The organism is Natronosalvus sp. KLKA75, assembly GCF_059736265.1.
The window spans coordinates 934,280-949,381 of record NZ_CM185522.1 but is presented as its reverse complement, the minus strand read 5'-3'; the positions used below and the strand labels follow the sequence as shown (position 1 = coordinate 949,381).

Genomic DNA, 15,102 nt, shown 5'->3' with positions numbered 1-15,102 from the left:
CGATCGTCAATCCCCGACTCGCGAACCGCTGCCGGGCGCGCGAACGGCAATCGCCTCGCCCTCGAGGGAGTCGCGAGCGTCGGCCGGTGGTTTGTCGATCGCGATCGCGCCGTTTCGCATAACGATCACCCGGTCGGCCAACGCGAGCACGTCCCGCAGGTCGTGAGTCGCGAGGACGATTCCGGTTTCCTGCTGGGAGAGGGCAACCAGACGCTCGAGGACGGCCCGACGGGCGGGGTCGTCGAGGCCGGTGAACGGTTCGTCGAGGACGAGGTGGGTCGGCTCCATCGCGAGTGCGCCCGCGATGGCGACGCGGGACTGTTCGCCCCCGGAGAGGGTGTGGATTCGATCGTCCTCGCGTCCCTCGAGTCGGACGGCTTCGAGCGCGTCGGCGACGCGGCGGTCGATTTCCGGACGCTCGAGGCCGAGGTTTTCCGGGCCGAACGCGACGTCCGCGCCGACCGTCGCGGCGACGAACTGGTCCCGTGGGTGCTGGAAGACCATCCCCACGGCTGTGCGGGCGGCCACGAGGTCGTCGGTGACCGGCGTGCCGTCGACGAGAACCGTTCCCGCCGTCGGCGTCAGTAGGCCGTTGCAGTGACGCAGGAGCGTCGTCTTCCCGCTCCCGTTCGCCCCCGCGAGGACGACGAACTCGTCGCTCCCGATCTCGAGCGAGATGGACTCGAGGACGGTGACGCCCTCGATCTCGTAGCGAACGTCGCGAAATTCGATCATCGACTAGGCGACGGGGATCCGTTCGCTTCGAACGATCGCGATCGCGGCGGCGAGTTTCACGAGGTCGAGGGGAACGTAGTACGCCATGCCGATGATGGCCGCCTCGGCGAGCGAGAGGCTCTGGACCCAGGCGAGCCACGGGACGCCGAGGCCGTAGATGATACCGAGGCCAACCAGCAGCGCCGCGGCGAGCGTCGTTTTCTGTATCGTCGCGGGGTCTCGAACCTGCCAGCCCCGGTGGACGAGGAGGCCGATAACGAACGCCGCGATCGGGTACGACCAGAGGTATCCCCCGGTGTAGTCGAACAGGTGACCGACGCCGCCTACGCCCCCGGCGAAGACCGGAACGCCGACCGCGCCAGCGGCGAGGTACAGCACCATCGAGATGACGCCCCAGACGGGCCCGAGAACCAGTCCTGCGAGGAAGACGAACAACACCTGGAGCGTGAACGGGACCGGCGAGACCGGCAGTGGAATCGATACGTAGGCGCTCGCGCCGATCAACACCGCTAACAGGGCGGCTCGAGCGAACGAGCGCACGACGTCGCCGCCGACGAGGTCGACGTTTTCGGTTGACGTAGCCATACTTCGACCCACTCGTAAACCAGATTTAACTCTTGGGTTTACGGATGGGAGCGAGAGTACAGTCCGTGGGACTCGCTCACATTAGCTCCGAGCGGCCACCAGCGTGCGACCGTCACCGATGAATAGCAACCACCGGCCAACGACCAATAGCCGCAGCCCGACAGTGACGTCGCTCGAGTCAGCGAGAAAATGCGAAAACTGCTCGAGCCGACGGGATAACGCGACCCCGTCGAGTGGCGCGGAAACCGATTCGAGCGCCGACTCAGTGGTGGTGGCCCGTCGCTTCCGCGAACGAAACGCCGAAGCGCTCCTCGAAGAGGTCCATGACGCGTTCCTCCTGGGCCTCGAGGTCCTCACCTGGATCCTCACCGTGGTGGACGAGGTGGTGGGCGCGGCTCGCGAACGAGAGCAGGGTAATGTCCGCGACGGTCTCGGCCTCGCCCTGACCCTCCTCCGCGAGGAGGTCGACCAGGCCGGTCGGGAGCGTGACTTCGTCGGCGTCGCCATCGGCTTCGATCGAAAACGTGGTCGTCTCAATGTCGTCTGTCATCGACTGACCCTTGGCGGGCAACCTTAAAGGTACTGTGCCTTTATTGCCGTCGGCGTCTAACCGTCGACCATGCCCCAGGTCGAACTCGACGAGGAGACGATCGAGCGACTGGACGCCCTGCGGATCGAAGACGAGTCCTACGACGAACTGATAATCGAACTGATCAACATCTACGAATCGAGCGAGCGGACGCTGTTCCACGCGGGCGATTGATTCGACGGAGCGACGCGCGGGCTGAAGTGAGTCACTCGAGCGGCGTCATTCCGCCGCAGTCGCACAGATCCCCTCCCAGCGGCCGTTCTCCTCGAGGCGGGCTTGCAGTTCCTCGGCGTACTCCTGGGTGAGCGCCTCGGCAGCCTCGCGCTCGGCGTCGTGGGAGCCACCGCCGCCCATCCCGAGGGCGCCCTTGATCGAATCGATGACCCCGCCGCCGGAGTCGTTGCTACCCCCCGGGGCGCCGCCCATCGCGCCGACCTGGGAGCGGACGTTCTCGAGTTCCGGCAGGATCTGGTCGATCTTGTCGGTGTTGGCGACCATCCGCGCGGTTTCGGGGTCTTCGGGATTCTCGATCTCGAACTCGGTCGCGGTCATGATCAAGCTCCACTCCTGGCTCGAAAAGCGAGAGCTCTGGACCCGCGTCGAGAACTCCCGGTCGACGGTCATGCGCTCGCTGACGATCCGGTCGGTCCACTCGGTTCCCATGCGTAACGATTAGGCGATGGCAGTATCAGGGTTTCCCTCCTCGACTCGAGCGTCAGTAGAGGACGCCGCCGAGTGGCACGTCCGCGTCGACTTCGGAGTCGGGAGTCACGAGTACCGGGTAGCCCTCGTCGCTCGGAACGCCTACGGTGAGGACCTCAGATTTGAACCCGGCAATGCGAACGCTCCCGAGGTTCGTCGCACAGAGAACCCGGCGACCGATCAGTTCCTCGGGATCGTAGTGGTAGTCGTGCTGGCCTGCCGAGCGAACGAGGTCGTCACCGGTGTCGGAATCGGACCCGGAACCGGAATCGGAACCGAGGTCGATCCACAGTTTCGTCATGTGCGGCTTTCGCGCCTCGGGAAACGACTCCGCGCGGACGATCTCTCCGATGCGAATCTCGACGTCGAACGGACTCTCCGGCATCGTCTCGAGACAGGAGCGCCAGACAGATATACGTCGGCGGTTCGCTCGAGGCAGCGAGTGAAGTCGAAGTCGAAGTCGAGGTCGAGGGATTCGTTGACAAGTCGGATCGGAGTTAGGATCGATGAAATTACTGACGAGTCGAGGGCCAGGATCGGTAAAATCGCTGATGAATCGGATCTGGACGTGGAAGACGAATGCTCGAGGTCTCAGCAGCCGTCCTCGGGCGCACCCTCTCTGAACGCGACCAGTTCCCCGTCGTGGTCGACGTACAGCGTGTCGCCGCTGATCGCCCGAACGTATCCCACTGGCGCCTCGTTCGTCGAAATCGCCCACTTCTCGGTTCCGTCGTCCTTGGACAGCGCGACGAGTTCCTGGTCGTAGTCGCCCCGGTCCCCTCTTGCCTGTCCGAAGTAGACGTAGATGGTCTCGCCGCAGATAACGGCCTGTCCGAGGTTGTACGCACAGGGGACTTCCCACTCACGCTCACACGCCTCGACGGAACCGCCGTAGAGGTTGAAAGAGTCGCCGGTGATGTAAACGTCCTCACCGAGCGTAATCTCGTGGTCCGTCTCCGACGTGATGACGCCCTTCACCTCGCCCGTCTGCGCATCGTGCACGCCCTGGTCGATGTCGGACCACCAGTCGACGACGACCGCGCTCGCGTTCGCGTGGATGGGGCTCTCGACGTCCTGATAGACCTCCTCATTTCGCCAGACTTCGTCCCCGGCTTCGGGCTCCAGCGCGAGCACGGTTCGGGGTGTCGCGGCGTAGACGACGCCGTTCGCCGCGGCGGGGGCCCTGGCGAATTCGAACGTCCCGTCCGGGCTAACGGGTGACTCGAGCGTGACCGACTCCCGTTCCCACCGAATCGAGCCGTCGTCGACCTCGAGGGCGTAGAGGGTTCCGTCGACGACGACGAATGCGGCTCCGTAGGCTACCGCGTGACGGGTGACCGAGTCCGCCGGATCGAACGACGTCTCCCACCGGACGCTGCCGTCGGATCGGTCGAGCGCCACGACGCCCTCGTCGGTGGTCAGACAGACCACGTCGTCGGCGACCGCGGGGTCGCTCGCGTCGACAGCCGCGTTCTCCCAGACGAGTGCCCCATCCTCGGCGTCCAGCGCGACGACGCCGTCGGCGGTCGAAGTGTACACCGTATCGTCGGCGGCGGCAACCGAGCCGTCGTGGTCGGCCGTCCAGACGGGGGCGAGTGCGTCCCCGTCGAAGTCGTGTCCGTCGGCGATACACCTGGTCTGTCCCGCGTCGCCGCGGTAGGATGCCCAGTCTTCGTCCATAGTGGGGTTCGGTCGGCGTGTCGGGTCCGGGAGGTCCGTATCGAGCGCTGCGTTGACATTGGAGGGGCCGTCACCGTCGTCGTCGTCTCCCGCCCCGCTCGAGGCGAGTCCGACGCCAGTCGACAGTGCTGCACCAGTTGCGAGGAAGGAACGGCGTTTCCATTTTCCCATACCTGTTCAGGGTCGAATCATCTCATTACTATCGACGTACTATCTCACAGTTGTATGCTGAGCAACTGTTCAAGCGGGTCTAATGACTGGGTAAAGACACGGCTGCCGGTGATTTCGAACGGCGCCCGCCAGCGGCAGTCGGCCCGCGCTCTCGACGGGACTCGACCGCTGGCACCGTCCGTCGAACGTCGGACGTCGCCCCCTCCCTCCACCCGAGTCGACCACCTGCGCCGCGTTCCGTTCGGAATTTACTCGAGTCGTCCTCCGTATTACACCCGAACTCACTCGAGTTCCGCGGTCGGGTTCGCCGCACCCGCTCCGCGACCCACGTTGGCGTAGCGAGTCAGCGCGGCCTCGACGAACTCGATTCCACCCTCGACGGCCGCCTCGAGGCCCTCGCCTCGAGCCAGGTTCGATGCGATCGCGGCGGAGAGCGTACACCCGGAGCCGTGGGTCGCCGCCGTGTCGATTCGCGGGTGGTCGATCGCCGTGATCCCGTCGTCGGTACAGAGGAGGTCCCGAACCGTCTCGCCGGGGACGTGGCCGCCCTTCACCAGCACAGCGTCGGTGCCGGTCTCGAGGAGCGCCCGTCCGGCGTCGCGTGCCGCGTCGTGAGTGTCGACGTCGATTCCCGTCAGGACGCTCGCCTCGTCGGCGTTGGGCGTGACGAGCGTCGCCTGGGCGAACAGCTCCCGGTAGGCGGTCTCTGCATCGGCGTCGAGCAGTCGGTCGCCCGAGGTGGCGACCATGACCGGGTCCACGACGAGCGGCGCCTCGAGGTCGGCCGCGTGCTCGGTCACCAGGTCGACGACGTCGGCGGTCGCGAGCATCCCCGTCTTCACTGCGCGAACGTCGAAGTCGTCCAGGACGGCCCGAATCTGGGCATCGATCTCCTCGAGCGGGAGGACGAAACTCGACTCGACGCCACGGGTGTGCTGGGCGGTGACGGCGGTGATCGCGCTCGTGCCGAAGACGCCGTGGGCGGCCATCGTCTTCAGGTCGGCCTGGATGCCGGCCCCGCCGCCGGAGTCGCTGCCTGCGATGGTGAGGGCGACGGGCGGCGTCTCGGGTGAAGGGACGATCATCGGTCGTCGCCTCCGTTCGCGTCCCCCTCCCCCGATCCGTTCTCGCCTCCTTCTCTCGACTCGTCCCTGTTCGAGGCCTCCTCGGCCAATCGCTCGAACGTCCCCCAGAACGGGTCCGTCCCGGGGTGGTCGATCGACTCCCCGTCGACGACCACACCCTCACCGTCCGTGACCTCGCCGACGGTCGCCGCCGGGACTCCCTCGGCCTCGAGTGCCTCGATCACGTCGTCGACGCCCTCGGGGTCAACTGTCGCGAGCAGCGTTCCCTCGCTGATCGAGATCCAGGGATCGATTTCGACGGCCTCGCAGGTCTCGCGGACGCCGGGCATGATCGGCACGCGATCGCGTTCGATCCGCATCCCGACGCCTGCCGAGCGCGCCATCTCGAACAGCCCGCCGTAGACGCCACCCTCGGTCGCGTCGTGCATCGCCGTAACGGCGTCGCCGCCGACCTCGGCCGCGAGCATCGCCTCTCGGATCGGACTCATGTCGTAGTAGCGGTCTTTGGCGGCCTCGAGCGCGTCGGGGTCCATCCGCTCTGCGAGCAAGGACTCGTACTGAATCGCCAGCAAGCCGGTCGTCTCGATGGCCGGCCCCTTCGTCACGAGGACGCGGTCGCCCGGTCGAGCGCCGTCGGGGCGAATCAGGTCGTCGTGATCGCCGACAGCGACGACGGTCGCGCCCCCGACCATCGGGTAGTTGCACCCGGCGTAGCGAGCAGTATGGCCCGTGACGACCGAGACGCCCAGCTCGCGCGCCTCCCGGTCGAACGTCTCCCAGACGGTCGCGAACTGTTCGTCGGTGATCTCCGGCGGGAGGTTGAAGTCGACGCTCAGGTACGCCGGCTCGAGCCCCGAGACGGCCACGTCGCTGAAGAGGATGTGGAAGGCGAACCACGCCGCCCGCTCGAAGCCCAGCGAGGGCATGATGAAGACGGGATCGGTTGCCATCGCCACGGCGGTGCCGCCGACGTCGACGACGCCGAAGTCGACGCCGTGTTGCGGTGCGAGTCGCACGTCCTCGCGCTCGGCGCCCAGGTTTGGGTAGAGGTACTCGTCGAAGAACTCCCGGTCGGCCTTGCCGAGTTCGTTCATACGGGAGGTATTCGTCGGTTGTACAAAGGGATGTTGCTGGCCAATCTCTCGGAAATTCGATCTTCGCTATCGTCGACGGAGTTCTACGAGACTGTTTCAAGTTGTAGAATTGTCTAATTACCTTCTAATAATAATCAATGATGGTTTCTGCGAGCGTATGGGTGAACACGATAGTGGGTCACTCGGAGAACAGTCGTTTAAATCAACGCCTCGCCGCAGGTTCCTTGCCGGTGCTGCGGGTACGTGCCTCCTTTCGGGGATCGGTGCCGGGGTCGCTACCGGCGGCGGATCCGACGGAGACGCGGAAGGTGGAAGTGACGGAGACACAGAATCGAGTGCAGGCGAAGAACTGTGGCACGTCGATTACGAAACTCCGGATCCCCTTGGTAGACCGTACTTGTCATCGGTAGCGGATGGCACCCTCTATGTGAGTAACCTCGATACCGTCCATGCACTGTCCGCATCGACGGGCGACGAAGAGTGGCAATTCAGCGTTGACGACACGGAGTTTCACGATCAGCCCATCGTGGTCGATGGCACCGTCTATGCTACGAGTCACGTTTACTCCGATCGGGACGTAGAAGACACTGCAGTGTACGCGCTGGATGCGGACACGGGCGAACAGAAGTGGCAGTTCGACGACTACGATGTGACCGTCGCACCGATACACGTGGCGGAGAACACCGTCTTCATCCCCAAGCAATTTTGCGTCACCGCAGTAGACGCGGACACCGGAGACCACCGATGGGACTTCAAGGTTGGGTACGGGATAGAAACCCAGCTCAAAGTCAAAATGGACTCTTTCGCCAAGACGGACTCCGGCACGTTCTACGTCGCTGATAGCGACGGGAACGTGTTTGCCGTGGACGTGGCTAGCGGCGAGGAAGAATGGCGCGCCGACGTCGGCAGCCGAGTGTATACCGAACTCTCGGTGGTCGATGACACGCTGTTCCTCGGAGTGTTCGACAGTGAAACTGACCAGCCGGACAACTTCCAGTACTACGTTTCCGCGCTGGACGCGACCACCGGCGAGGAACGATGGCGATTCACGGTGAATCCGGATCCCGGTACCGAAAAGCCGAGACCCGAGTTCGTGACCGTGTTCGACGACACCCTGTATGTCGGGACGGACGATTGCTACGACCATCCCACGTGTGCAAACCTGTACGCCATCGACGCGGGATCGGGCGAGGAAAAGTGGCAATTCGAGGCGAACAATTCCGTCGACACGGTGACCAGGGCAGATGGCACGCTCTTCGTTGGAACGGCGCTTGGGGAAGGCGGCGACGGCGTCGTTCACGCACTCGAGCCGGAGACGGGCACGGAACGGTGGCGCTTCCTCGCCGGTAATCTATTGGTCTCACCGATAACCGTCATCGAAGATACCCTCTTCGTCGCCAGCAGAACTGACACGGACTTCGAGGACGCCTATCGATTAAACGCGCTGGATACGACAACCGGCGAGGAGCGATGGAACTTCGTTGCCGATTCCGACATAAGCGAGCCGAGATTCGCCGATGGTTCCGTCTTCGTTTCAGCTGACTATACATCAGTGTACGCACTGGATGCGGGCGTAGAGGGATCGAGCGGAGATAGCTCGAACTGACGACGATTCGAGCGGGGCCGAAAACGAAATCGACTGCTAACGTACCCGTGCCGGAAATTCCGAAAGCGCCAGTGCACACTCGGAATACTCCGGTATCACTCGTTTGCGTGGTTCACTTCTCGGCGAGGCGTTCGAATGCCCCCCACGAAGAATCGACGCCGGGGTGCTCGAGCACGGCGCCATCGACGCGAACTTCGGGAGCGTCGCCGGCCTCCTGGACGTGCCCGATTTCTGCGACCGTCGTTCCACGACCCTCGAGCGCCTCGACCACCGCCGAAAGGTCCCCCGGATCGACCGCGATCACGAGCGAGCCACAGCTGGTCGCCCGCCAGGGGTCCATCTCGAGGGCGTCACAGACCGCTTGGACGGCCGGCCGAACCGGGACCGCCGAGCGATCGATCTCGAAGCGAGTTCCTGACCCTTCCGACATCTCGACGAGCGCGCCTGCGAGGCCACCCTCGGTCACGTCGTGCATCGCGTGGACGGGGGCCGACGCGGCGGCGGTCAGCGCGTCGCGGACGGCGAAGCTATCGTCGAGGCAGGCCCGAGCGTCCTCGAGGACGGCGTCGGAGACGTCGATTTTGTCGCCGAAAAGAGTGCTCAGGAGGGCGACGGCCTCGACGGCCGGTCCGGTGGTGAGCAAGAGTACATCGCCGGGGCGGGCGCCATCGGGGCGGACGACGGCCTCGTGGTCGCCGACGCCGAGCACCGTCGCACCGCCGACCCACGAGTACGAGATGCCGGCGTAGCGGGCGGTGTGGCCCGCCGTGATCGCAATTCCGAGATCGACGCACTCCTCGTGGATCGCCTCCCAGACGATCGCGAACTGCTCGTCGGTCATCTCCGGGGGCAAGGTAAAGGAAATCGAGAGGTGAGAGGGAGATATTCCGCTGACGGCGACGTCCGTGAGCACGATGTCCAGGGCGAACCTGGCGGCCCGCTCGAGGCCCAGATCCGGAAGAATCGACACCGGATCGGTCGCCACCACGACGGCCCGGCCGCCGACGTCGAGCACGCCGAAGTCGACGCCGTGGGTTGGCCCGAGCACGACGTCGTCGCGGTCGGCACCGAGACGGGGGGCGATCTGTCGCTCGAACACCGTCCGGTCGATCTTGCCGAGCGCGGGGTCGGAGTCGGGCGAGGGGTCGGTCACGGTCGAACGTTCTCGAGGCGGGCGCTTAGGCCTGCTGATCGTTCGCTCGAGGCGTTCTCAATTCTTCTAATACTATATATATCATAGTCATTCAATATAATTTCGATAGTAAATCACGGAGACGCGCTCAAGGCTCGACCACGTCGACGCCCGTGCAGAATAGCTGGCATCCGAACGGCCACAGCTATTACCCGTCATCACTCAGGAACCGGCATGCACGGAACTGGCGTGCCGCTGGTGACGCCGATCGGCGACGATGGACGCGTCGATCACGAGCGCCTCGAGGCGCTCGTGGACTGGTTCGCGAGCGCGGGCATCGACTTCTTCGTCCCCTGCGGCTCGACGGGCGAGGCACCACTGTTGACGGCCGACGAACGGACACAGGTCGTCGAGACGGTGGCCGACGCGACCGAGAAACCCGTCCTCGCGGGCACCGGCCACGAAGGATACGAACCGACGCTCGAGGCGACCGAGGGTGCGGCCGCGGCAGGTGCCGACGCCGCGCTCGTCGTGACGCCGTCGTACTACGGCAGCGACGACGCCGCGCTCGGGCGCTACTACCGCGACCTGGCGGACGAATCGCCGATCCCGATCTACCTCTACAGCGTGCCGAAGTTCACCGACTGCCCGCTCTCGCCGCGACTCGTCGAGTCGCTCGCGACCCACGAGAACGTCGCCGGGATCAAGGACTCGAGCGGGAGCCTCGAGTCGATCCAGCGCCTCGTCCGGTTTACCGCCGACGCCGACTTCTCGGTGCTCGTCGGCCACGGGAGCGTCTACGCCCACGCGCTCGATGCCGGCGCCGACGGCGGGGTGCTGGCAGTCGCGAACGCCGTCCCCGACCTTGCGAGCGAAATCTTCGAGACCCATTGGAACGGCGACGACGACACCGCTCGCGACCTGAACGCCGCCATCGTGGAACTCAACCGGACGCTCACGGCCCGCTACGGCGTCCCCGGCATCAAGGCGGCCCTCGCCCACCGCGGCCTCGAGGTCGGGCCCCCGCGCCGACCGCTCGAGCCGGTGGACGAGGACGCCGCAGCCGAGATCACGGCGGTGCTCGAGGCTGCGCTCGAGACCTGACGATCGGTCGTCGCGCCCGTCTTCGACGCTCGAATGACGTCCGTCGTACCGCCCTCACCGCTCGAGTGACGTCCGTCACGGGATGCTTCACCGAGAAGCATGCCAGAGATTTTATCCCATCGAGTGATCATTACGACGTATGAACGACCGGTCGATAGGCACACGAACGACTTTCTGGGAGGGGATGTCCGATGACGTGGCGCGGGACCGCTACCGGACGCTCGTCGACACGGTCGACGACGGGCTCTACCAGCTCGACGCCGAGGGCCGCTTCGAGGCCGTCAACGAGGCGATCGTCGAGACGACGGGATTCGCCCGCGACGAACTCGTCGGCGAGCACATCTCGATGCTCCTCGAGGACGAAGACGTGGCTCGAGGGAGACAAGAGATCAGGAGACAGCTCGAGGAGGGGACCGGTGACGTGTCGACGATGGAGTTCTCGGTCCGGACAGCGGGCGGCGGCGCGGTTCCCTGCGACGTCCGGATGACAGTGCTGATCGAGGACGGCGAATTCGCCGGAACGATTGGCGTCGCGCGTGACGTCTCCGAACGCGAACGCCACCGCGAACGCGCCGAATCCGCCCGGGAGACCTACCGGTCGATCACGAGCGTCCTGGACGACGCCGAGATCGGCGTCATCGTCCTCGACGACGAGTTCACCGTCGCGTGGGCCGACGAAACGATCGAGGAGTACTTCGGACTCTCGCGAGCGGAACTCGTCGGTCGCGACAAACGCACCGTCGTCGACGACGTCAGCCAGCGGGTCGCCGACTCCGAGAAATTCGCGGAACGCGTCCTCGCGACCTACGAGGACAACGACGCCGTCGAGCGCTTCGAGTGTCGCGTCACCGAAGCCGAAGAGCGGACCGGCCGCTGGCTCGAGCACTGGAGCAAACCGATCGAGACGGGTCAGTACGCCGGCGGTCGGGTCGAACTCTACTCCGACATCACCGAACAGAAGCGCTCGGAGGGCGCTCTCCTCGAGAGCGAGGCCGAGTTCGCGTCGCTGGTCGATGCCGTCGAGGAGTACGCCATCTTCCGACTCAATCCCGAGGGGCGCGTCGCCTCCTGGAACGAGGGTGCCTCGAAGATCAAGGGCTACGACCGCGAGGAGATCGTCGGCGAGCACTTCTCGAGGTTCTACACGGCCGACGACAGGGCCGAGCGCGTCCCCGAACGAAACCTCGCTACCGCCCTCTATCGAGGGTCGGTCGAGGACGAGGGATGGCGCGTCAGGTGCGACGGCACGACGTTCTGGGCGAACGTCACCATCACGGCGATCTTCGACGGCGACGGTACCCACCGGGGGTTCCTCAAAGTCACTCGCGACATGACCGACCGGCGCGAGCACGAACAGCAACTGCAACACGAGCGCGACCTGATCACCCGGGTGCTGGAGACGAGTCCGGTCGGGATCATGGTCGCGAATCCGGACGGAACGACCGTGCGGGCGAACGACCGGTTGGCGGAGATCTTCGACCGATCGGTGCAAACGATGGAAGCCTACAGCGCCGGTCAGCGGGACATGTACGACGCGACCGGCGAGTACATCCCACTCGAGGACCGGCCGATCAGTCGAGTGTTCGAGACCGGCGAGGCGGTGACGGACACGGAGATCTGGATCGAAGACGCCGACGGCCAGCCCCGGTGGCTCTCGATCAACGCCGCGCCCGTCACGCGAGACGACGGCAGCGTTCGCCACGTCGTCGCCGCGGTGACCGACATCACGCAGCTGAAGGTACAGGCCGAGCGCATCGAGCGACAGCGCGACGACTTGCGAACCGAACTCGACGACCTGTTCGAGCGGATCGACGACGCCTTCTTCGCGGTCGACACCGACTGGCACGTCATCTACGCCAACGAGGCGTTCGCCGACCTGGTCGACGTCTCGGGGCCGGAACTACTCGGCGCCCCGATCTGGGACGCCCTCCCCGAACTCGAGGCAACTGCGTGTTCCGACGCGGCCCGCGAGGCGAAGCGGACCGGAACCACGGTCGAACGCGAGGTGTTCTACGAGCCAGCCGACGCCTGGCTCCAGGTGACGATCTACCCCTCCGAGACCGGTCAGTCGGTCTACCTCACGGACATCACCGAACGCGTCCGGTCGCGTAATCGACTGCAACGCCGCACCGTCCAGCAGGCGGTCATCGCCGACCTCGGGCAGTTCGCCATCGAGACGAACGACATCGACGACCTCATGCACGAGGCGACGCGGCAGGTCGCCGACGCACTCGAGGTCGAGTACTGCAAGGTCCTGGATCTCGATCCCGTCGCCGACGAACTGCGCCTCCGACAGGGCGTCGGCTGGCAGGCGGGAATCGTCGGCACGGCGACCGTCTCTGCCACCGACAACTCCCAGGCCGGATACACGCTCATCGCGGAGGAACCCGTCGTCGTCGACGATCTCGAGTCGGAGACCCGATTCCGAGGCCCCGACCTGCTGACCGACCACGACGTCTCGAGCGGAATTAGTACCATCATCGGCTCCGCCGACGATCCGTGGGGCATCCTCGGCGTCCACGACACCAGTCATCGATCGTTCATCGACGAGGACGTGAACTTCGTCCAGAGCGTCGCCAACATCCTCGCGGAAACGATCGAGCGCACCGAGTACCGGGCGGAACTCGAGGGAACGATCGACCGCCTCGAGGACTCGAACGAACGCCTCGAGCAGTTCGCCTATGCAGCCAGCCACGACCTCCAGGAGCCCCTGCGGATGGTCTCGAGCTACCTCCAGTTGATCGAGCGCCGGTACGGCGACAACCTCGACGAAGACGGCGAGGAGTTCCTGGAATTCGCCGTCGACGGCGCCGACCGGATGCGCGAGATGATCGACGGTCTGCTCCAGTACTCGCGGATCGACACCCAGGGAGCCCCGCTCGAACCGGTCGACGCCGGTGAGGCCCTCGAGGAGGCGCTCGCCAACCTCGAGGTGCGAGTCGTCGAGACCGACGCGGTGATTACCGCCGATCCGCTGCCGTGGGTCCGGGCCGACGGCAGTCAGCTCAGACAGGTCTTTCAGAACCTGATCGCCAACGCGCTCACCTACGCTGGCGACGCCCCACCACGCGTGCACGTCTCGGCCGAGCGCGACGAATCGGACTGGATCATCTCGGTACGAGACGAGGGCATCGGCATCGATCCCCGAGAGGCGAATCGAATCTTCGACGTCTTCAACCGCGCTCACTCGCGCGAGGAAGATACCGGCACCGGCATCGGCCTGGCGATCTGCCAGCGCGTCCTCGAGCGCCACGGCGGCGAAATCTGGGTCGACTCCGAACTAGGCGAGGGTGCGACGTTCTCGTTTACCCTTCCGGCCGCGGCCGACGCCGGCGGCGACGGCGACGCCGACACCGACGAATGAGGCCAAAACCGGAATACCCGAGGATTCGTTTCGAACCAGATCGCGGCCCTCGAGATGTAGGGGCCGAAACTAAGGCGTCACTCCTCGTCGTCTCTGGTAGTCAACCGTCACTTCTGTCCTCCAATGTCCTCAGACCACTCACCCGACGACAGGATTGGGTACGATCCGGAGACTGACACGTACACCGTCTCCTCTGACTGGGCGACCGACGAATTACCCTCGGAGGCGGTAGTCGAGGCGGTCGCCGCTGCCACCGGATCGACGCCGGAATCCATCCCTCCGCTCTACGAGGTCGTCGACCCCGAGGCACTGGACCAATTGTTCGAACCGACAAGCCACGTGCCGTCGCTGCGAACGGGCGTCGTCGAGTTCCGGTTTCACGGGTGTGACGTGACCGTCTCCACCAGCGGTCAGACGACCGTCACGGTTTCCGAGCGCGATTGACGACGGGTTCCGTCACGTCCCGTTCCGCTCCGGATCGGCTCCAGGCCTCACCTTCACGAACCATCAAAGAGCATCGTGAGCAGCTTTCGCTCGGCGGTGTGGATGTGCTCGGAAAACGTCGCGGAGGTAATGTCGAGGCGCTCGGCTACCTCCTCGCCGGTACACGTTCGCGGCCAGTCGTAGTAGCCCGCCTGGTACGCGACCTCGAGCACCTCGTGCTGGCGGTCGGTGAGCTGGGCCTCCAGGACCTGCTCGAACGACGATTCCGTAAAGAGGGGCGTGACGGACCCCGTTTCGCGCTTGGAGACGAGCGAGGCGCCGTCGATCTCCTCGAGAAACGTCTCGATGACGTCGCCGGCCTCGTACGGCGACGGAATTTCGGCGACGACCCGTCCTTCGCCGTCGACGCCGCGAACCTCTCTGGGGAGCGCACCGCACGTCGCCAGCGTCACGGCGGGACAGTCGGCGGAAACCAGAAATTCGAACAACCCACCGCGGTCGTACGTCTCGAGAAGCGAAACGCTCACCGAGGCGTGGTCAGCAGCGAGGTCGTAGATTCGACTCGTCTCGGTGCCGGTGACGGTGAAGTACTCCGCGAACTGGCCGTCGTCCCGGGGAAGTAGTTTCGCTAACTCGATTTCACAGCCGTCGATGGTCGATGCCGCGACGAACGGATACGAACTATCAGAAATCGAAAACGTAACTTCGACGGCGGAGGCACTCCGTTTCGCGTTGGGAGACCGATGCATTTTTCTCACGAACAATCACACAGAGGTGAATTACTACTCTACCCCCTATATAATTTGGTTAC

At 65.0% G+C, this 15,102-nt stretch carries 14 protein-coding genes and 1 pseudogene; 5 read left to right on the top strand and 10 right to left on the bottom strand.

Annotation, left to right across the window (positions count from 1 at the left end; all coding sequences use genetic code 11):
- Positions 1-6: 6 nt before the first annotated feature.
- From AC6I65_RS04570 to AC6I65_RS04560, 3 genes are all read right to left on the bottom strand, one after another.
- Positions 7-735: an energy-coupling factor ABC transporter ATP-binding protein gene (locus AC6I65_RS04570; RefSeq protein ID WP_497902876.1), complete on the bottom strand. Its 729-nt coding sequence runs from the start codon at positions 733-735 to the stop codon at positions 7-9.
- A gap of 3 nt (positions 736-738) precedes the next feature.
- Positions 739-1,320: a biotin transporter BioY gene (locus AC6I65_RS04565; RefSeq protein WP_497902875.1), complete on the bottom strand. Its 582-nt coding sequence runs from the start codon at positions 1,318-1,320 to the stop codon at positions 739-741.
- Between the two features lie 262 nt (positions 1,321-1,582).
- Positions 1,583-1,870 carry a DUF7545 family protein gene (locus AC6I65_RS04560; protein WP_497902874.1) on the bottom strand — a complete coding sequence of 96 codons (288 nt, stop codon included), beginning with the start codon at positions 1,868-1,870 and terminating at the stop codon, positions 1,583-1,585.
- A 69-nt stretch (positions 1,871-1,939) separates the two neighbouring features.
- On the opposite strand from AC6I65_RS04560, the gene AC6I65_RS04555 reads away from it, so the two are divergent.
- Positions 1,940-2,083 (top strand): DUF7557 family protein, encoded by a 144-nt coding sequence (locus AC6I65_RS04555; RefSeq protein ID WP_254159823.1) that lies wholly within the window; start codon positions 1,940-1,942, stop codon positions 2,081-2,083.
- Between the two features lie 45 nt (positions 2,084-2,128).
- Here the strand turns inward: AC6I65_RS04555 and AC6I65_RS04550 are convergent, their stop codons facing one another.
- The 5 genes and pseudogenes from AC6I65_RS04550 to AC6I65_RS04530 form a co-directional block, all read right to left on the bottom strand.
- A complete protein-coding gene (locus AC6I65_RS04550; RefSeq protein WP_497902873.1) occupies positions 2,129-2,572 on the bottom strand; it encodes a DUF5799 family protein in 444 nt (147 codons plus the stop codon).
- A 52-nt stretch (positions 2,573-2,624) separates the two neighbouring features.
- Entirely contained in the window at positions 2,625-2,996 is a 372-nt protein-coding gene (locus AC6I65_RS04545; RefSeq protein ID WP_497902872.1) for a tRNA-binding protein, read from the bottom strand.
- A 206-nt stretch (positions 2,997-3,202) separates the two neighbouring features.
- Complete coding sequence (locus AC6I65_RS04540; protein ID WP_497902871.1) at positions 3,203-4,462, bottom strand: outer membrane protein assembly factor BamB family protein; 1,260 nt, start codon at positions 4,460-4,462, stop codon at positions 3,203-3,205.
- Between the two features lie 287 nt (positions 4,463-4,749).
- Positions 4,750-5,547: pseudogene (gene thiD, locus AC6I65_RS04535) on the bottom strand (bifunctional hydroxymethylpyrimidine kinase/phosphomethylpyrimidine kinase); the annotation flags it as partial.
- Positions 5,544-6,641 carry an AIR synthase family protein gene (locus AC6I65_RS04530; RefSeq protein WP_497902870.1) on the bottom strand — a complete coding sequence of 366 codons (1,098 nt, stop codon included), beginning with the start codon at positions 6,639-6,641 and terminating at the stop codon, positions 5,544-5,546. The pseudogene thiD and the gene AC6I65_RS04530, both read right to left, overlap by 4 nt.
- A gap of 157 nt (positions 6,642-6,798) precedes the next feature.
- On the opposite strand from AC6I65_RS04530, the gene AC6I65_RS04525 reads away from it, so the two are divergent.
- On the top strand, positions 6,799-8,247 hold the full coding sequence (locus AC6I65_RS04525) for an outer membrane protein assembly factor BamB family protein (RefSeq protein WP_497903161.1): 1,449 nt from the start codon (positions 6,799-6,801) through the stop codon (positions 8,245-8,247).
- A 112-nt stretch (positions 8,248-8,359) separates the two neighbouring features.
- On the opposite strand, the gene AC6I65_RS04520 is transcribed toward AC6I65_RS04525, so the two are convergent.
- Positions 8,360-9,400: an AIR synthase family protein gene (locus AC6I65_RS04520; RefSeq protein WP_497902869.1), complete on the bottom strand. Its 1,041-nt coding sequence runs from the start codon at positions 9,398-9,400 to the stop codon at positions 8,360-8,362.
- Between the two features lie 213 nt (positions 9,401-9,613).
- Here AC6I65_RS04520 and AC6I65_RS04515 point away from each other — a divergent pair, with 213 nt between their 5' ends.
- The 3 genes from AC6I65_RS04515 (at position 9,614) to ddfA (ending at position 14,291) form a co-directional block, all read left to right on the top strand.
- Positions 9,614-10,483 (top strand): dihydrodipicolinate synthase family protein, encoded by an 870-nt coding sequence (locus tag AC6I65_RS04515; RefSeq protein ID WP_497902868.1) that lies wholly within the window; start codon positions 9,614-9,616, stop codon positions 10,481-10,483.
- A gap of 139 nt (positions 10,484-10,622) precedes the next feature.
- Positions 10,623-13,847 (top strand): PAS domain-containing sensor histidine kinase, encoded by a 3,225-nt coding sequence (locus AC6I65_RS04510; protein ID WP_497902867.1) that lies wholly within the window; start codon positions 10,623-10,625, stop codon positions 13,845-13,847.
- A gap of 123 nt (positions 13,848-13,970) precedes the next feature.
- Positions 13,971-14,291: a DdfA family disk-determining factor gene (gene ddfA, locus AC6I65_RS04505; RefSeq protein ID WP_497902866.1), complete on the top strand. Its 321-nt coding sequence runs from the start codon at positions 13,971-13,973 to the stop codon at positions 14,289-14,291.
- 53 nt (positions 14,292-14,344) lie between these two features.
- Here ddfA and AC6I65_RS04500 read toward each other — a convergent pair whose 3' ends face one another.
- On the bottom strand, positions 14,345-15,040 hold the full coding sequence (locus tag AC6I65_RS04500; RefSeq protein ID WP_497902865.1) for a helix-turn-helix domain-containing protein: 696 nt from the start codon (positions 15,038-15,040) through the stop codon (positions 14,345-14,347).
- Positions 15,041-15,102: the final 62 nt, after the last annotated feature.